Below are 15,650 nucleotides of genomic sequence, written 5' to 3'. Positions count from 1 at the left end.
GGTTGGAATGAATTCTGAAAAAGAAACTTTCCAATCTAAAAACGATCTATCAAAATCTCTATTTTACAGATTTTCACAATTCGTGGGCTTTTTGCTCGGAGCACGTTTTTTTGTAGCCGCTCTTTTGACCTTTGCCCTCTATGTTTCTACATTTTTCCTGTTCAATCAGGACGAATCTTTCAGAAAATTCGTATTCGATTTTAAAGTACACGGTATTATTTTTTGTACTGTCCTTACCATTCTGGCGGGCGGGATTATCAACCAGTTCTATGATCTGGAGAAAGATCATGTTGTAAAGCCTTTCAGAACAAGGGTTCAGAGCTTCATCAAACAGAAATATTTTCTTTACGCTTACCTGGCATTAAGTGCTATTTCTTTGGGAGTAGCCTGGATGATTTCCCATAATGTTTTCGTCTTTTTTGTAGTCTATCAGTTCTTTATGTGGTTTTACAGTCATAAACTGAGCAGGATACTGATTCTGAATAACCTTACTTTTGTCAGCCTTACCCTGTATCCGTTTTTTGGAATGATGGTGTATTACGAAACCTTTTCTAAAAAGGTATTCCTGATGGCCGTTTTTCTTTTCCTTATTCTGCTCTGTATTGATATTGTAAAAGATACCCTTACCAGAAGTGTAGATAAAGCATTTGGATATACTACCATTCCCAATTATTTTAAAACCAGAAATACAAAAGTTATTCTGACCTCTTTATTGATGGTTACCATGGCAGTTTCTATGAAGCTTATTGCAAAAACCGGCATTACCGGGTTTATGGCATATTATTTTGCCGGAGGTCTTTTTGTGATGATCATATGTATTTATCTTCTTTTAAAGGCTTCCCGGAAAAGTAACTTCCTTACATTGAATATATTACGTTTCTGGGTTTTTGTAGGAATTATAGCAATGCTTTTAAACGGAATAGAGCATAAATTATAAAAAAATTCTTTTAAATAAACTGAGGTTATTATTACCTTTGCATAACTAAATTTAATAAATAGGAATGCCCATTTTTAATGATACTAAAATTGCATTTGCAGACAAGTCTGATGCACAATTGAGAAAGGCTTACTGGATGTTTAAAATGATTGAACAGCCCGCTCTTACAAGTCTTGGAACATCTATCCTTAATTTCACAGTACACAATAACTTTCCATTTGTAACAGGAATTGTAAAAAAAACTTTATTTGAGCAATTTTGCGGAGGGGAAACCCGTGAAGAAAGTATGAAAGTTGTGAAACAGCTGTTCAAGAGAGGAGTTGGAAGTATTTTCGATTATTCTATTGAAGGGAAGGAGGATGAGGAAACTTTTGATGCGGTGTGTAAAGAGATTAAGGACATTGTAAGGTTCTCAGTAGGAAATCCTGCAATTCCTTTTATCGTATTTAAGCCTACCGCCTTCGGAAGAATTGACCTTTATGAAGCTGTTGGAAAAGGAGCAGAGCTTACTACAAGCCAAAAAGAGGAATGGGAAAGAGTGGTAAAAAGATTTGATGAAGTATGCAGTCTTTGCCATGAAAATGATAAAAAAGTAATGGTAGATGCTGAAGAAACCTGGATGCAGGACGCAGCAGATCATCTTTGTGAAGAGATGATGGAGAAATATAACCAACAAAAGCCTATCGTCTGGAATACTATCCAGATGTACAGAACCGGAAGACTGGAATATATGGAAGCTCATCTTCAAAGAGCAAGAGAGAAGAATTATTTCATCGGTTATAAGATCGTCCGTGGTGCTTATATGGAAAAGGAAAGAGCCAGAGCAGCAGAAAAAGGATATGCAGATCCGATTCAGCCTACCAAAGAAGCTTCGGATAAAAACTATAATGCGGGAATCGACTTTGTAATGGAGCATTTGGACAAGGTTTCAGCGTTTTTCGGAACCCATAACGAAATCTCTTCAGAATTGATTATGGATAAAATGAAAGCCAAATCTCTTGAAAATAGTAATCCACATGTATATTTCGGACAGCTTTACGGAATGAGTGATAATATTACCTTCTATTTGTCAGATAAAGGCTATAATGTGGCTAAATATCTTCCATATGGACCTGTAAAGGATGTTGTGCCTTATTTGACGAGAAGAGCCCAGGAAAACACCTCTGTAGCCGGACAAACCGGAAGGGAACTTGGATTGATCAAGAAAGAACTGGAAAGAAGAAAAAAGTAATAGTGTTCTTCATAAATCTATCAGACCTGCATATTTAGCAGGTCTTTTTTATTGGAATTAACCCATTTAGGAAGCCTGTTTTTCCTGTGTGAGCAGGATTAGAATTTTAAATGAAATCAATAATAATCAATCAATCATGTATTGTATTAATTATATGTTAAAATAATATTATTTTTATTGCTGATTTGATTTTAAATATTTATATTTGATAGAGCCATAAAAAAACTAGCACATGAAAATGTTTTCAGTGACTGAGGTAATTCCAGTCATGAAGATCTTACCCATACGATAAGCCACAGTAAATTACCCTTATAAATAGTCTGAATTTGTAAATATAGAAAATGGGAGCAGGCATATAATGATCAATCCATCAGCTTGATTACCATTAATATTTTTTTAAAATAAAATAAAGCAATAGCTTTAGTTTTCTTCTTCAAATATTTTTTAACCTGATCATTTTCTTTGATCAGGTTTTTTAAGGCTCAAAACTTTCGAATTTTCCATTTTCATAAAACAAAACGATGCGTTTTATTTTACTTTGCTGATTACCAAACAGTTGACTTAAAACCTGATCGCCGGGATTTTCTAATCGCTGAGAATCCGATATTTTTTCCGGAGCTTTATTCTGGGCTGGTATAACCGATTCTCCAGGACTTGATTTTGGAGTTTCTGTCCTGGCTTCTTCACTTCCAAACTCATCATCATTCATCATGGTAAAAAGGTCGGGGAGTGGAGTCGTTTTTATTTTCTCCTCTTCAGCATGTTCTTCGTTAATTTCTGTTTCTGGCAGTTGGGATTTCAACATCTCACCTTCACCGGTAACCAGCCAGTCCCATAAAAGTTCCGGGAAACGGGATTTTATTTTTATGATAAATTCAAGAGAGGGTTTATTTCTGCCCGATGTAATATGTGAAATGGATGAACGCTGTACATCAATTTCATCAGCAAACTCAGAAGGAGTAAGATTGGAATACTCTATAATTTTGGAAATTCTTTCATTTAAACTCATAAAAATAAGCCTTTAATTATTTTACAAATGTAACATATAAAATTTACAAATGCAAAATACAAACGTAAATATGATGAAATTTCATTTGTATACATCTGTAAATTAATTTCAAATAATTATTATTCAGTATTTTATAGATAGATTACAATTGTATTTAACTTTCAAATCAAATTCTAACAGCTCAGAGATTGAGAGGGTATATCCTAGTTTAATATTGTAAATTAATACTTTTTCAGGGTTTATTTACCTCTTAAAATACATGAAATTTGTGGTTTTACAATATTAACCCATAAAGCTCTTCTTTTTTGAAAATAATAGTCTGAATGTGTCTTATATGCTTCCTATACGTGTTATTCAACAGTTATAATTGTAAATTACTTATGTAAATGATGCTTAATTGAGCACTTTTGCCTCCAGTGGATAAGAAATATTTACCTGGTAAACAACTTATTTTGCCATGAATGAAAATTTGGCTAAAAAAGTTTCTGTTATCCATAACTTTTCACCTGAATTAAATTTCTCAAAAATTTTACATTTGTATAATTGAATAAATTTCTATGTTTTCCCCATTTTCATTGTTTAATAAAATAGTCCTTAAATGCTTTTAAACAGACTCATTATTACTTCAAGTATTATTATAAATATAATTTAAATAAATTTTGTAAAGTATTGAATTGTAAATATTTAAATGTTTGGTTTTGAATTATTCACAATCCACAATTTTATCCACAGACAATTTGTCATTCTCTGTCGTTTAATGATTTTACAAAAGTTAATCAATCAATTAAGTTTAAAAACAGCACTATTTAAATATTGTAAACTAAATAAAATACAGATGTCAAATGTAAATTTATGTGATTTGCTAATATTTACAAATGTTAATTTAAGTTTTTGATCAAAAATGGCTAAATTTGATTCTTGTAAATTATTTCTCAAAATGAATCTTGAACAGATCTACTCTCAAAACCCCGATTTCTCAAATCGCTATATTTCCCCTGAAAAATTATTTTCTTATCTACAGGCTAATCTCAGCGATTACATTCAGCAGATCGGAACATCCTATTTGGATAAACCTATTTATCAGTTAAGCATCGGAACCGGAAACATTCAGGTATTGGCATGGTCACAAATGCACGGAAATGAATCCAATGCTACTCATGCTATGCTTGATCTTTTGGTAACCCTTGATAAAGCTCCCGAACTGAAGGAGGATTTATTGAGCAAAATAAAACTCGACTTTATATTCATGCTGAATCCGGACGGATCTGAAAGATGGACCAGACTGAATGCAGCCGATATTGATCTGAACAGAGATTTTCATAATGAAGCAAGTAAAGAGATTAAATTCCTGAAAAAAGCAGCTGCTTCCAAGAAATATGATTATGCCTTAAATCTTCATGAGCAGAGAACCATCTTTACTACTGACGGTATTCATCCTGCTACACTTTCATTTTTGGCTCCTTCCGAAAATGTAGAACGTACTGTGACCGAAAACAGGAAAAAATGTATGGCAGTTATCGGAAATGTATACAATCATTTGAAGGAAATGATTCCCAATCAGATCGGAAGATATTCAGATGAGTTTTATCCGACTTCTACAGGAGATAATTTTATCAAAGCCGGGATGCCAACTATTCTATTCGAGGGAGGTCACTTTGTAGATGATTATACCAGAAAAGGAACCAGAAAATATTATACAATTGCTCTTTATTATGCTTTAAAAGCAATGAGTGAATTGAATTCTGATATTACAGGCTGGGAAACTTATCTGGAAATTCCTGAAAATAGAGAAACCCATTATGATGTCATTTACAGGAATGTAAAATTGAATACGGAGCATGAATGCATTCTTGACATCGCTGTCCAGTACAGAGAAATTAAGGAAGATGGTAAAGATGAAATCTCTTTTGTTCCTTTTGTAATGGAGGCAGGAGATGTGAAACAGAAAAAAGGCTGGCTGGAAATAGACTGTACCGGAAAGAAATTTGTTTCTGCTACTAAATATCCCAAGCTGGATGCTGTAGTGGAATTTAAAATAGAAGATTAAACGGTCAACATTTTTAAGTCCGGAACATTTATTTACACCCTTAAATCAAAATGGTTAATCAATTATGATAAAGAATTTTCTGACCTTAATTGTAGTAATAACTATGGGGCTGCCTTTGATAGCACAAAATCAGTCCTCAATCCCGTATAAAGCAAATGACAGTATGATGGTGACTGTAATACTTCGTCATATGCAGGAAAATCCGGTGGATACGATTCAGGCCAGGGTAATGAAGCAGAAATTTTATCAGAAACTCAATAAAAGCCATGCACGCATCATTTCATGGAATGTGGTGATGGGAATAGGACAGATTATTACTTTAAGATTTAAACCTGAATATACGAGAGAAGTTAACCAGGTATTTGAAAGCGGAGCCTGGGGTGGATTTAAAACAGAATTTTATCCTTCTTATGATTTCCTTCCTGTTTATCCGGTAATGCTTGAAAAGGAAAAGAAAATGAGTAAATAAGATCTTCCAATATAAAAAAAACGTTCTCAACTTTTCTTGAGAACGTTTTTTTTATATTGTTGTATAGGAATTAATTAACTACTTTGATTCCATTCGCCACGAATCTGATTTCCTCTTTAGGCTGGGTAATCGCATCAATTTCAGACTGAGGTTTTTTAGCGTCTTCTGCATAGTGTTTCTGTTCATTCACAGAAATTACTTTTCTTTCAGCATTTCCTTCCAGTACTACATTTTTTCCTTTTAAAGCTGTCGGTACAAAAAACGCATAGTCTTTCATTTTCACAAAAAACTTAGAATTATCTTCCGTCTGAATGGTAAGCCAGCATCCTTTTTTGTCGCAGACGTCGGTTACTTTTCCTTTAACAGCAACATTCTCTACTTTTTTATTGTCCTTTTTAAGCTGTTTATTCAGCTTATCCACTGTGATTGCTTTGGATTCTATGGATGAAGTGAGCTGACCGCCATAAGTATCACCTACCAAAGCTTTTCCTGCCGGAGGTCCGGATTGGGCAAATGCTAATGAAGAAGTACTTACAGCTGCTGCAATTAATATCACCTTAAATTTCATGTTTAATATTTTTTTCAAAAATACTAATTAAAATCAAATCATAACCGAATTTTAAATAACAAAAAGCATATGTTTCAAGGAATTTTCAAGAAAATTCAAAATCAAAGACAGATTTGATTATATTTGACCCCTATACTTGACTATGCAGAAAAAACTGAAACTATGGGATGCCATCATGCTTGTGATGGGATCGATGATTGGAAGCGGAATATTTATTGTAAGTGCTGATATGATGCGGAATTTAGGTTCCGGATTCTGGCTGGTTGTCGTTTGGGTCATTACAGGTGTGATGACAGTGGCTGCAGCAATAAGTTATGGAGAACTGTCCGCATTGTTTCCAAAGGCAGGAGGGCAATATACTTATCTGAAAGAGATCTTCGGGAAAAAAATGGGATTCCTTTATGGCTGGGGGCTTTTTACGGTTATACAAACCGGAACCATTGCTGCAGTAGCAATGGCTTTTGGTAAATTTACTGCTTACCTGATTCCATCCCTGAACGATGCCGCACCTATTTTTCAAAGTGGTGAATTTAAGATAACCTGGATCCAGATTCTTGCTATTGGTGTGATTCTGCTGCTTACCTATATCAATACCCGTGGAGTGGAAAGCGGAAAAATCCTTCAGAATATTTTCACAGGTTCCAAAATTATTGCATTATTAGGCTTAATTGCTGCCGGTTTTATATTGGTGGATATTTCTCATTTATCTGAAAATTTCAGTTGGGGAACAGATTCATTCAATAATCTTAAAAAAGACCTGAGCGGTAATTTCCTTAAAGAAGGCTGGGAACCGATAGGGGGAATGACTCTACTGGGAGGAATTGCTGCTGCTATGGTAGGTTCTGTTTTCAGCTCTGTGGCATGGGAAAGCGTAACCTTTGTTTCCGGAGAAATTGAAAATCCTAAAAAAAATGTTGTAAAATCAATGATTTACGGAACTTCTGCTGTAATGATTCTTTATATTGCCGTAAACTATGTATACTTAAATGCCCTGGATAGGGATGCCATTGCATTTGCTGCCAATGACAGGGTAGCAGTAGCGGCCTCTCAGAATATCTTTGGAAGTGCGGGAACTATTATTATCGCTTTATTGGTGATGATCTCTACATTCGGATGCAATAACGGATTGATCCTGGCAGGAGCCAGAGTTTTTCAGACGATGGCAAAAGACGGTATGTTCTTTAAATCAGCAGAAAAAAACAATAAAAATGAAGTTCCTGAAAATGCATTATGGATGCAGGGTGTTTGGGCCTCCATTCTGTGTCTGAGCGGACAGTACGGGAATTTGCTGGACATGATCTCTTTTGTAATTGTTCTTTTTTATATGATTACGGTTTTTGGCGTTATTTATTTAAGAATGAAACAGCCGGAGCTGGAAAGACCTTATAAGACATGGCTTTATCCGGTAACTCCTGTTATTTACCTTTTGATAGGAACTTGTTTCTGTATCTTACTTTTAATCTACAAACAGCAATATACATGGCCTGGGTTTATTTTGGTTCTGCTTGGGCTTCCGGTGTACTATTTTATCAACCGAAAAAAATCAGACATTTGATATAACGAAAATATAACAGTTTAGAGGGCTTTCAATTCAGTTTGAAAGCCTTTTTTTAAATAATATTTTAAAGTATTGTAATCATTATTTGCCGGAAATGTGTATTTTGGTATCTCGTTTTTTAAAACAGGACCATGAAGTAAAAAACAATAAGCTATGGATACACCAAATTACAGAATGCCTTTCGTACCGTCTACTTTAATGACCGAAGGCGGAAGTATCGATACCTGCGGTATGGGGGAAAGTATTGCCCACAATATTATGCTGCTGATCACCACCAAAAAAGGGGAGAACAGATATGATGAAAACTATGGAAATGATGTCTGGAATCTTGAATTCGATAACGGCGTTACAAGTGCCATCTGGGAAAGCGTTTTTATCAAAAGTCTGAAGAGGCAGATTCAGGAATATGAACCGAGAATTGTAAACCCGCAGATTGATGCTCATATACAGTTTGTAGAACACAGCTACGATACTAAAGAACACACCGAAATTAAAAAGAAAGTAAGAATTGCCATCAATGCAAAAATGGAGGAAACAGGAGAACGTTTCAGTTTTTCAACAGAGCTGTTTCTAAGCCCGATGTCTATTGATTAATATTTTTAACAGCGAAAGAAAATTATGAATTTAGATCAGAATATTTATTCCAAAGAATCTGTAAAAGCAAGAATGCTTCAGAATGCAACTAAAGTATGGGGATTGAGAAGTCCGCAGTCTTTAGATCCTTTTGTGAAACTCTTGATAGACGCATTCAGCACAGAGATTTTCAAAGCGAATAATGAAATACAAACGGTGAATGCCCGTATATTGGAAAAACTGGCGAAACTGCTTACACCGTCTATCTATACACATCCGAATCCCGCTCATTCTGTGGCTTTTACGCAGCCTTATGAATCTTCTGAAATTTTATTGGAACATACAGAGTTTTTCTTCCGTAAGCAAATGACTTCCACTATAAAATCTGAGTCAGATAAACAGCTGAATATTCCTTTTACTCCGGTGGGAAATGTAAGAATCAATAAAGTTCACGCCTCTATTATGTTTGTAGGGAATACCTGTTACAGTATTGATGATAGGTTTAATAAAATTCCTATTGCAAGATTCCAGGGAAGACCAGAAGATTACAGAAAAATAACAATAGGAGTGGATGTCAGCAAATATGTAAGTGAAAACTTTCCGAAATATCTGAGCATATTCTGTTCTAACCCGGCTTTTGAACATCTGGATTTTGTATACAAATTATTACCCTATATTACTGTATCAAGCAGTGGCAATCCTCTTTTTGTAAGAGAGGGTTTAAGCTACCTGACAGAAAACCGGAACGATGGATACGAACAGATGTTCAAAGAGCAGTCTATCAGAAATAAAGTGATTGAAGATATTAAAAGTATTTACCGTCACAAATTTATTGAAGTAACAGGAATTTCTCAAAGCCTGTTTTCAGAACCGGGACAGCTACCGCAGAATCTTGAATTCCTGACAGAAAAAGAAGAAATTACTAAATTCCTGGACAATAAAAGTTATCTGTGGCTTACCTTTGAATTCCCGCCACAGTTTTCAGCGGAAATCCTTGATAATTTTTCCTTTGTTCTGAACGCATTCCCGGTATACAACAGAGGTTGGAAAAAAACAGAATACACCCTTGATATCATGGGGAATAATATACCTCTGGTAACCGATGAAGGAGAACATTTCCTTTATGTGGATGAGGTGCAGGACGGAGATGGCAGGAAATATACTGAAATTCCCTTTACCCCGGCAGATGATCTTAAAAAAGGATTATATACTGTAAGAAAAGGAGGGATGGAGCGTTTCACAAGCCGAAATGCAGTTGATATGATTGCCAATGTTCTGGAGTTGACAAGGGATGAAATTGCGGCATTCTCCCTGCTAAATAGAGATAATGTAAAAGGAGTTCTCAGCGAAATGTCCGATAAAATGAAATCTATGGTGCAGAAAGTAAACAATGCCAAAAGGAATATCAGACAGGAGCTGAACTATGTGATCATGGAGCCGGTAGAAAAAACAGACCACACCTATGCTGCTTTCTGGATAACACACTGTACACTGGCCAATCATATGCGGCCCGGGACTGAACTTTCCAATCAGTTGAAGTCACAGACTATTGTCCTGCTTACAGAAACACTGGGAGGAGCCGAAGAGCAGAAAGGGACAGACAGCATTCAGGCTTATAAATATGCCCTGACAACCCGGGATAAAATCATTTCTTTGGAAGATGTCAAAAACTACTGCCGCATGATTCTGAAAGATGAGGTAAGAGAAGTAAGAGTGAGAAGAGGAACCATGATCAGCAATAAACCTAAAGAAGGCTTTGTAAGAACTGTTGAAGTGGAAATCGTTCCTCAGAACTATTCTTTCTATGGAAGAGCGTATTGGGAAAATATGGCCAATATTATCAGAAATCAGATCATTGCCAAGGCCATTGACGGAATCGAATATGTCGTAAGGATTACCAATGAGGACGTTGAGTTCCAGGATATGTAAGGTTTTTTGAAAAGTAAATGAGTTTAAAATATAAAATGCCGTACCCGTTACGGCATTTTTAATTGTATCAATGGGAACTGGCTCCAGCCTGTTTTGAATAAATGAGATTTTCCAATGGCATTAGCCTGGACATACGAAATTAATCCGTAAAAATTCAATCATTGACCGCTCAAAGTATTAACAAAACCTAAGAATTTTTTAAGAAACTTTTATCCCTTTAATATTCAAAAAAAGTCTATAAAATTTCGTATTTTTGCACGTTGTGATTTTCAGGCAAAATCACCCCAAATTATGAGTAAATCAACAGAATATATAGAAGTTTACGGGGCACGTGAACACAACCTTAAAAATATTAATGTAAAAATTCCACGTAACGAGCTTGTCGTGATTACAGGCCTTTCAGGAAGTGGGAAATCGTCACTGGCTTTCGATACTATTTTTGCAGAAGGCCAGCGTCGCTATATTGAAACGTTCTCTGCCTATGCACGTCAGTTTTTAGGTGGATTGGAACGTCCTGATGTAGATAAAATTGAAGGGCTTTCTCCGGTGATTGCCATTGAGCAGAAAACGACCAATAAAAACCCGCGTTCCACCGTTGGAACGGTTACTGAGCTTTACGACTTTCTGCGTCTTCTGTATGCCAGAGTTTCGGATGCATATTCTTTGTCTACAGGGCAAAAGCTGGTAAGTTATACCGAAGACCAGATTCTTGAGACCATCAAAGAAAACTATAAAAAAGAGAAAATCATGCTTTTGGCGCCTGTAGTGCGTTCCAGAAAAGGGCATTATCATGAGCTTTTCGTTCAGATGGCTAAAAAAGGTTATGGTCAGGCCAGAATCGATGGTGAGTTACAGGATATTGAATATGACTTAAAACTTGACCGTTATAAAACCCATGACATCGATATTGTTATCGACCGTTGGATTATTGGAGAAAATGCCTCAGAAAGCAGAATGGAAAAATCATTGCGTACGGCAATGGAAATGGGGGAAGGAATTATCGGAATTCAGAAGCTGGGGAGTACAGATATCGAATACTTTTCCAAAAATCTGATGGATGCTGAAACCGGACATTCTTTGGCGCTGCCGGAACCGAATACTTTCTCATTCAATTCACCGAAAGGAAGCTGTCCGAACTGTAAAGGGCTGGGAACCATCAAAAAGATCAATACTGATTATTTCATAGACAATCCTAAACTGTCTATTAACCAGGGAGGATTATTACCATTGGAAGATATCAAGTCTAACAAATGGATTCTGTCGCAGATTAAAAGTATTCTTGAGATCTTCGGATTAGGATTAACAACACCATTAAAGGAGATTCCTGAAGAAGCACTGGATTATATCTACAATGGCTGTCACAAAGAATTCAATAAAGACCTGAAATACGCAGGAATTACCAAAAAAATTAAAATCAGTTTTGATGGTTTAATTGCTTTCATGGAAGAAATTATTGATGAAAGAGAATCTTACGAAGCCATTTTATTAGAGAGACATTTTACCACAGAAGAAACCTGTCCGGAATGTCATGGAACCCGTCTTCAGCCTTCAAGCTTAAGTTTTAAAATTGACGGAAAGAATATTGCTGAGGTGAACGGACTAAGCTTAGCAGATTTAAAAGAGTGGCTGGCTGATGTTAAAGACAAATTCTCAGAAAAAAATAAAATCATTGCTCATGAGATCTTAAAAGAGATTGAAACCAGACTTCAGTTTTTGCTGGATGTTGGCTTGGATTATTTAAGTCTGAGCAGAAGTTCAAAAACACTTTCAGGAGGAGAATCGCAGAGAATCCGTCTGGCAACACAGATCGGGTCTCAATTGGTGAATGTATTGTATATCCTCGATGAACCAAGCATCGGACTTCACCAGAGAGATAATGAAAGGCTGATAAATTCTCTGAAAAATCTTAGAGATATCGGAAACTCTGTATTGGTGGTGGAGCATGATAAAGACATGATCCTGGAAGCTGATGAGGTCCTGGATATCGGTCCTAAAGCCGGAAAATTCGGTGGAGAGATCCTTTGGCAGGGGAAACCGAAAGATCTGGTGAAAGCTGATACCATCACTGCTCAATACATCAATGGAAAAAGAAAAATTGAAATTCCTGCAGAAAGAAGAGCAGGAAGCGGTAAAAATATTGTTTTAAAAGGTGCAACAGGAAATAATCTTAAAAACGTAACCTTAGATATTCCTCTTGGAAAGCTGGTGGTAGTAACAGGGATTTCAGGAAGCGGAAAATCTTCTTTGATTAACGGAACATTATATCCGATCCTTAACAAACACTTCTACAGAGCAGTTCAGGAGCCTTTGCCTTACAAAAAAATTGAAGGGTTAGATAATATTGATAAAATTGTAGATGTAGACCAGACTCCAATCGGGAGAACTCCACGCTCGAACCCCGCAACCTATACCGGAATGTTTACCGATATCAGAAACCTGTTTGCAGAGCTGCCGGAAAGTAAAATCCGTGGATATAAACCGGGAAGATTCTCTTTCAACGTGAAAGGCGGAAGATGCGAAACCTGTCAGGGTGGAGGATTGAAAGTGATTGAAATGAATTTCCTTCCGGATGTATATGTTCATTGTGAAACCTGTAACGGGAAACGCTTCAACAGAGAAACCCTGGAAGTTCGTTACAAAGGAAAATCAATTTCTGACGTATTGGATATGACCATTGATGAAGCGGTAGATTTCTTCCAGCCGATTCCTAAGATTTTTTCCAAAGTGAAAACATTGCAGGATGTCGGATTAGGATATATTACCCTGGGACAGCAGTCGACAACCCTTTCAGGTGGTGAAGCACAGCGTATCAAGTTGGCAACCGAACTGGCAAAAAGACAGACCGGAAATACCCTTTATATCCTTGATGAACCCACCACAGGACTTCATTTTGAAGATGTAAAAATCCTGATGGATGCCATTAATCAGCTGGTGGAGCTCGGAAACTCATTCATTATCATCGAACATAATATGGATGTGATCAAATTGGCAGACCATATTATTGACGTTGGGCCGGAAGGAGGAAAACATGGCGGACAGATTGTAGCACAGGGAACTCCTGAAGAAATAGTAAAATCGAAGAAAAGTTTGACCGGAAAGTTCTTGAAAAGAGAACTGGAATAAAGATTCATATGAAAACGCTGGCGCAAAAGAACGGAAGAAATGCAAGTTATTTTGAAATCAAAGAAGATGGAGTCTTTGTAAAAAATGATTTTACCAAAGAGTTGCATGAATATAAAGTTCATTTTGCAGATATTTATGACGATGAGACTGTCTTTAGAAAAACAAAAGATTGGGTGCTTTTGGCAATCACTGTATCGGTCGTATTCAATTCCATATTGCTTACGATTGTGATCAACCAAACTTATAAGCTCTCTACGTCATCAGGAATGATTGTTTTTGTGATTGCTCTGTTTCCGTCTCTTATTGTAGCCGGCTTGTGTAACAGTGAATTCAAAACAGTAAGTTCTAAGAGTCTGGCCGCTGCAAAACCGATTAATTTTTCCTATTCTAAAAAAGAAAGGGAAGAAGTGGATGCCTTTATTGCTGAAATTAAGGAGTGCAGAAAAGAGTATTATCTGAAAGAGTATTACAGAGTTGACAATCTGATTCCTGTTCATACACAGATTGCAAGGATTCACTGGCTTTATGAAAATAAATATATTTCAGAAAGTGATGCTCAATTTATTATTGATGAGCTTGAAACCCTAAGAATAATTAAAGGATTATAAGGTGATCAAAGTATAACGAAAAGAATCTGCGTGAGCAGATTCTTTTTTTTATCTAACTTTTTGAAATTAGTATTCTAAAAACACAATTATTTACGCTGAAAGTTACCTCCAATATTAAATTTTCAATTATTTAAAAATTTATAATACTGATAATCAATTAATTGAGCTTTAATGTTAACTAAATGTTAACTCAATGTGAAATTAATATGAATTATTTTTAATAACTTTGATTAAGAGATACAAAAACAGGTTAGTATAATATTTAAAATCAGTTAGTTATGAAAAATAAAATTCAAGTATGCGTTGCTTCACTTTTGGTCTGCGGATTTGCTGCTGTTATGGATACTGCTAAAGCTCAGACTACAGATCATAATACCATTCAGGAAATCCAACTGAATAGAAGTGAAACTTTTAATGATATCAGAAATAAACTGGAAGCTAACTTTGACCTTACCAATCCGGATTATAAACAGGGAACTGTAAATTCAGTGGTGAAATTTGATATTGCAAAAAACGGAAAAATTGTTAATGTTCATTCTACGGGAGACTGCAAAACCGTGAGCAGGGAAATTGAAACGGTATTAAGCGATCTTGATTATAGAGTTGACCGCAAAAAACTGACTGATAATATGGTTGCTTATACTTATGTGATGCCCGTAACAGTAGAGATTCACAGCAGATAATATTGATTGCATATTATTCAATTATATGTGAATAATGAAAACTTATCAGATTAAGTTGTAATAAAGAATAAACAGATACGTTTTAATTTTGGGCTACCATAAAATTAAAACTATATGAAAAATTTAAAAAAGCTGACAAAATCAGATTTGAAGTCAGTGTACGGAGGAGAGCCTAAAAAATACTGTACGTTTTGCGAATGGGCAAATAAAGTAATTTGCAGCGATGTGCCAATTGTTCAATGCCCGTAAAAAACAAAGCCGCTTTTTATAAGCGGCTTTTCTATTGCTTTGTACTTTGAACAAATGCTGTTAATCTTGTTTTAAGGTCTTTAGAATTTCCTATTTTATCAAAAGTAACATTATCTACTTTCCACCCTTTTTCTGTAAGAACAAGGCATACAGTATCCGTCCATACAACTTTCGGCGAAGCTAAGCTGTATTCAAATGCAACCAACGCTTCTGCAGTGTTATCTTTTATCTTGACAGAGGTAATTTTATAACTTGTAAATCCCTCATACAAACTGGAAAAAAGAGCGCCTTCAAAGATCAATGGTTTTTCATCAGGATGATCACTTTTTTTCACCCTTTCAATATCTGCTTTTGACGCATTGATGGCGTCTTCCAAATCTCTTTTCAAGTTCGGGGAAAATAATTCACCTGAAATCGGGTGATTATAAATGACCTCATTAGACCTGCCGTATATCGTGTAAAGTTCCTTTACCTTTTCATGGATAGCCGCATCCGAAGATAGAATAGATTGCTTCTCATCTTTTTTACAGGATACAAAGAATAGAAAGATTCCTAAACAAAGAAATAAATTTTTCATAGAATTTTTTGTGGTATATTCAAAGTCCCAATGTCAAAATTTATACCAAATCTGTTCATAATTATTTTTTGCAAATCACAAAAAATGAT

The 15,650-nt window shown here is 35.7% G+C and carries 14 protein-coding genes; 11 read left to right on the top strand and 3 right to left on the bottom strand.

All coding sequences use genetic code 11. The features are described 5' to 3' along the window. Positions 1-7: 7 nt before the first annotated feature. A complete protein-coding gene (locus AC3FI7_RS05040) occupies positions 8-937 on the top strand; it encodes a UbiA family prenyltransferase (protein WP_142722922.1) in 930 nt (309 codons plus the stop codon). Positions 938-1,001: 64 nt separating this feature from the next. After that, positions 1,002-2,168: a proline dehydrogenase family protein gene (locus tag AC3FI7_RS05035; protein WP_142722923.1), complete on the top strand. Its 1,167-nt coding sequence runs from the start codon at positions 1,002-1,004 to the stop codon at positions 2,166-2,168. Between the two features lie 475 nt (positions 2,169-2,643). Here the strand turns inward: AC3FI7_RS05035 and AC3FI7_RS05030 are convergent, their stop codons facing one another. Next, complete coding sequence (locus tag AC3FI7_RS05030) at positions 2,644-3,177, bottom strand: helix-turn-helix transcriptional regulator (protein WP_142722924.1); 534 nt, start codon at positions 3,175-3,177, stop codon at positions 2,644-2,646. 937 nt (positions 3,178-4,114) lie between these two features. On the opposite strand from AC3FI7_RS05030, the gene AC3FI7_RS05025 reads away from it, so the two are divergent. Together AC3FI7_RS05025 and AC3FI7_RS05020 are read left to right on the top strand one after the other, a co-directional pair. Then, on the top strand, positions 4,115-5,224 hold the full coding sequence (locus tag AC3FI7_RS05025; RefSeq protein WP_491461573.1) for a M14 family zinc carboxypeptidase: 1,110 nt from the start codon (positions 4,115-4,117) through the stop codon (positions 5,222-5,224). 64 nt (positions 5,225-5,288) lie between these two features. Next, complete coding sequence (locus AC3FI7_RS05020; RefSeq protein ID WP_343658562.1) at positions 5,289-5,693, top strand: hypothetical protein; 405 nt, start codon at positions 5,289-5,291, stop codon at positions 5,691-5,693. Between the two features lie 70 nt (positions 5,694-5,763). On the opposite strand, the gene AC3FI7_RS05015 is transcribed toward AC3FI7_RS05020, so the two are convergent. Then, the gene (locus AC3FI7_RS05015; RefSeq protein ID WP_491461572.1) at positions 5,764-6,261 is read right to left on the bottom strand and encodes a DUF4920 domain-containing protein; all 498 of its coding nucleotides are present in this window, start codon (positions 6,259-6,261) and stop codon (positions 5,764-5,766) included. Between the two features lie 142 nt (positions 6,262-6,403). Here AC3FI7_RS05015 and AC3FI7_RS05010 point away from each other — a divergent pair, with 142 nt between their 5' ends. From AC3FI7_RS05010 to AC3FI7_RS04980, 7 genes are all read left to right on the top strand, one after another. After that, entirely contained in the window at positions 6,404-7,816 is a 1,413-nt protein-coding gene (locus tag AC3FI7_RS05010; protein WP_142722927.1) for an APC family permease, read from the top strand. A gap of 156 nt (positions 7,817-7,972) precedes the next feature. Continuing rightward, on the top strand, positions 7,973-8,413 hold the full coding sequence (locus AC3FI7_RS05005) for a GPW/gp25 family protein (protein ID WP_142722928.1): 441 nt from the start codon (positions 7,973-7,975) through the stop codon (positions 8,411-8,413). Positions 8,414-8,437: 24 nt separating this feature from the next. After that, on the top strand, positions 8,438-10,321 hold the full coding sequence (locus tag AC3FI7_RS05000; protein ID WP_343658560.1) for a type VI secretion system baseplate subunit TssF: 1,884 nt from the start codon (positions 8,438-8,440) through the stop codon (positions 10,319-10,321). 291 nt (positions 10,322-10,612) lie between these two features. Next, on the top strand, positions 10,613-13,444 hold the full coding sequence (gene uvrA, locus AC3FI7_RS04995; protein ID WP_491461571.1) for an excinuclease ABC subunit UvrA: 2,832 nt from the start codon (positions 10,613-10,615) through the stop codon (positions 13,442-13,444). A gap of 8 nt (positions 13,445-13,452) precedes the next feature. Next, positions 13,453-14,052, top strand: a complete 600-nt coding sequence (locus AC3FI7_RS04990; RefSeq protein WP_491461570.1) for a hypothetical protein — start codon at positions 13,453-13,455, stop codon at positions 14,050-14,052. 278 nt (positions 14,053-14,330) lie between these two features. Continuing rightward, positions 14,331-14,735 carry a hypothetical protein gene (locus tag AC3FI7_RS04985; protein ID WP_142722932.1) on the top strand — a complete coding sequence of 135 codons (405 nt, stop codon included), beginning with the start codon at positions 14,331-14,333 and terminating at the stop codon, positions 14,733-14,735. A gap of 114 nt (positions 14,736-14,849) precedes the next feature. Further along, positions 14,850-14,984, top strand: coding sequence for a bacteriocin-like protein (locus AC3FI7_RS04980; protein ID WP_077417018.1), 135 nt, complete (start codon positions 14,850-14,852; stop codon positions 14,982-14,984). A gap of 31 nt (positions 14,985-15,015) precedes the next feature. On the opposite strand, the gene AC3FI7_RS04975 is transcribed toward AC3FI7_RS04980, so the two are convergent. Further along, the gene (locus AC3FI7_RS04975) at positions 15,016-15,561 is read right to left on the bottom strand and encodes a hypothetical protein (RefSeq protein ID WP_491461569.1); all 546 of its coding nucleotides are present in this window, start codon (positions 15,559-15,561) and stop codon (positions 15,016-15,018) included. Positions 15,562-15,650 lie beyond the last annotated feature (89 nt).

It is taken from the genome of Chryseobacterium sp. TQ-BC-N36 (assembly GCF_058382295.1).
This window is presented reverse-complemented; position numbering and strand designations above follow the sequence as displayed.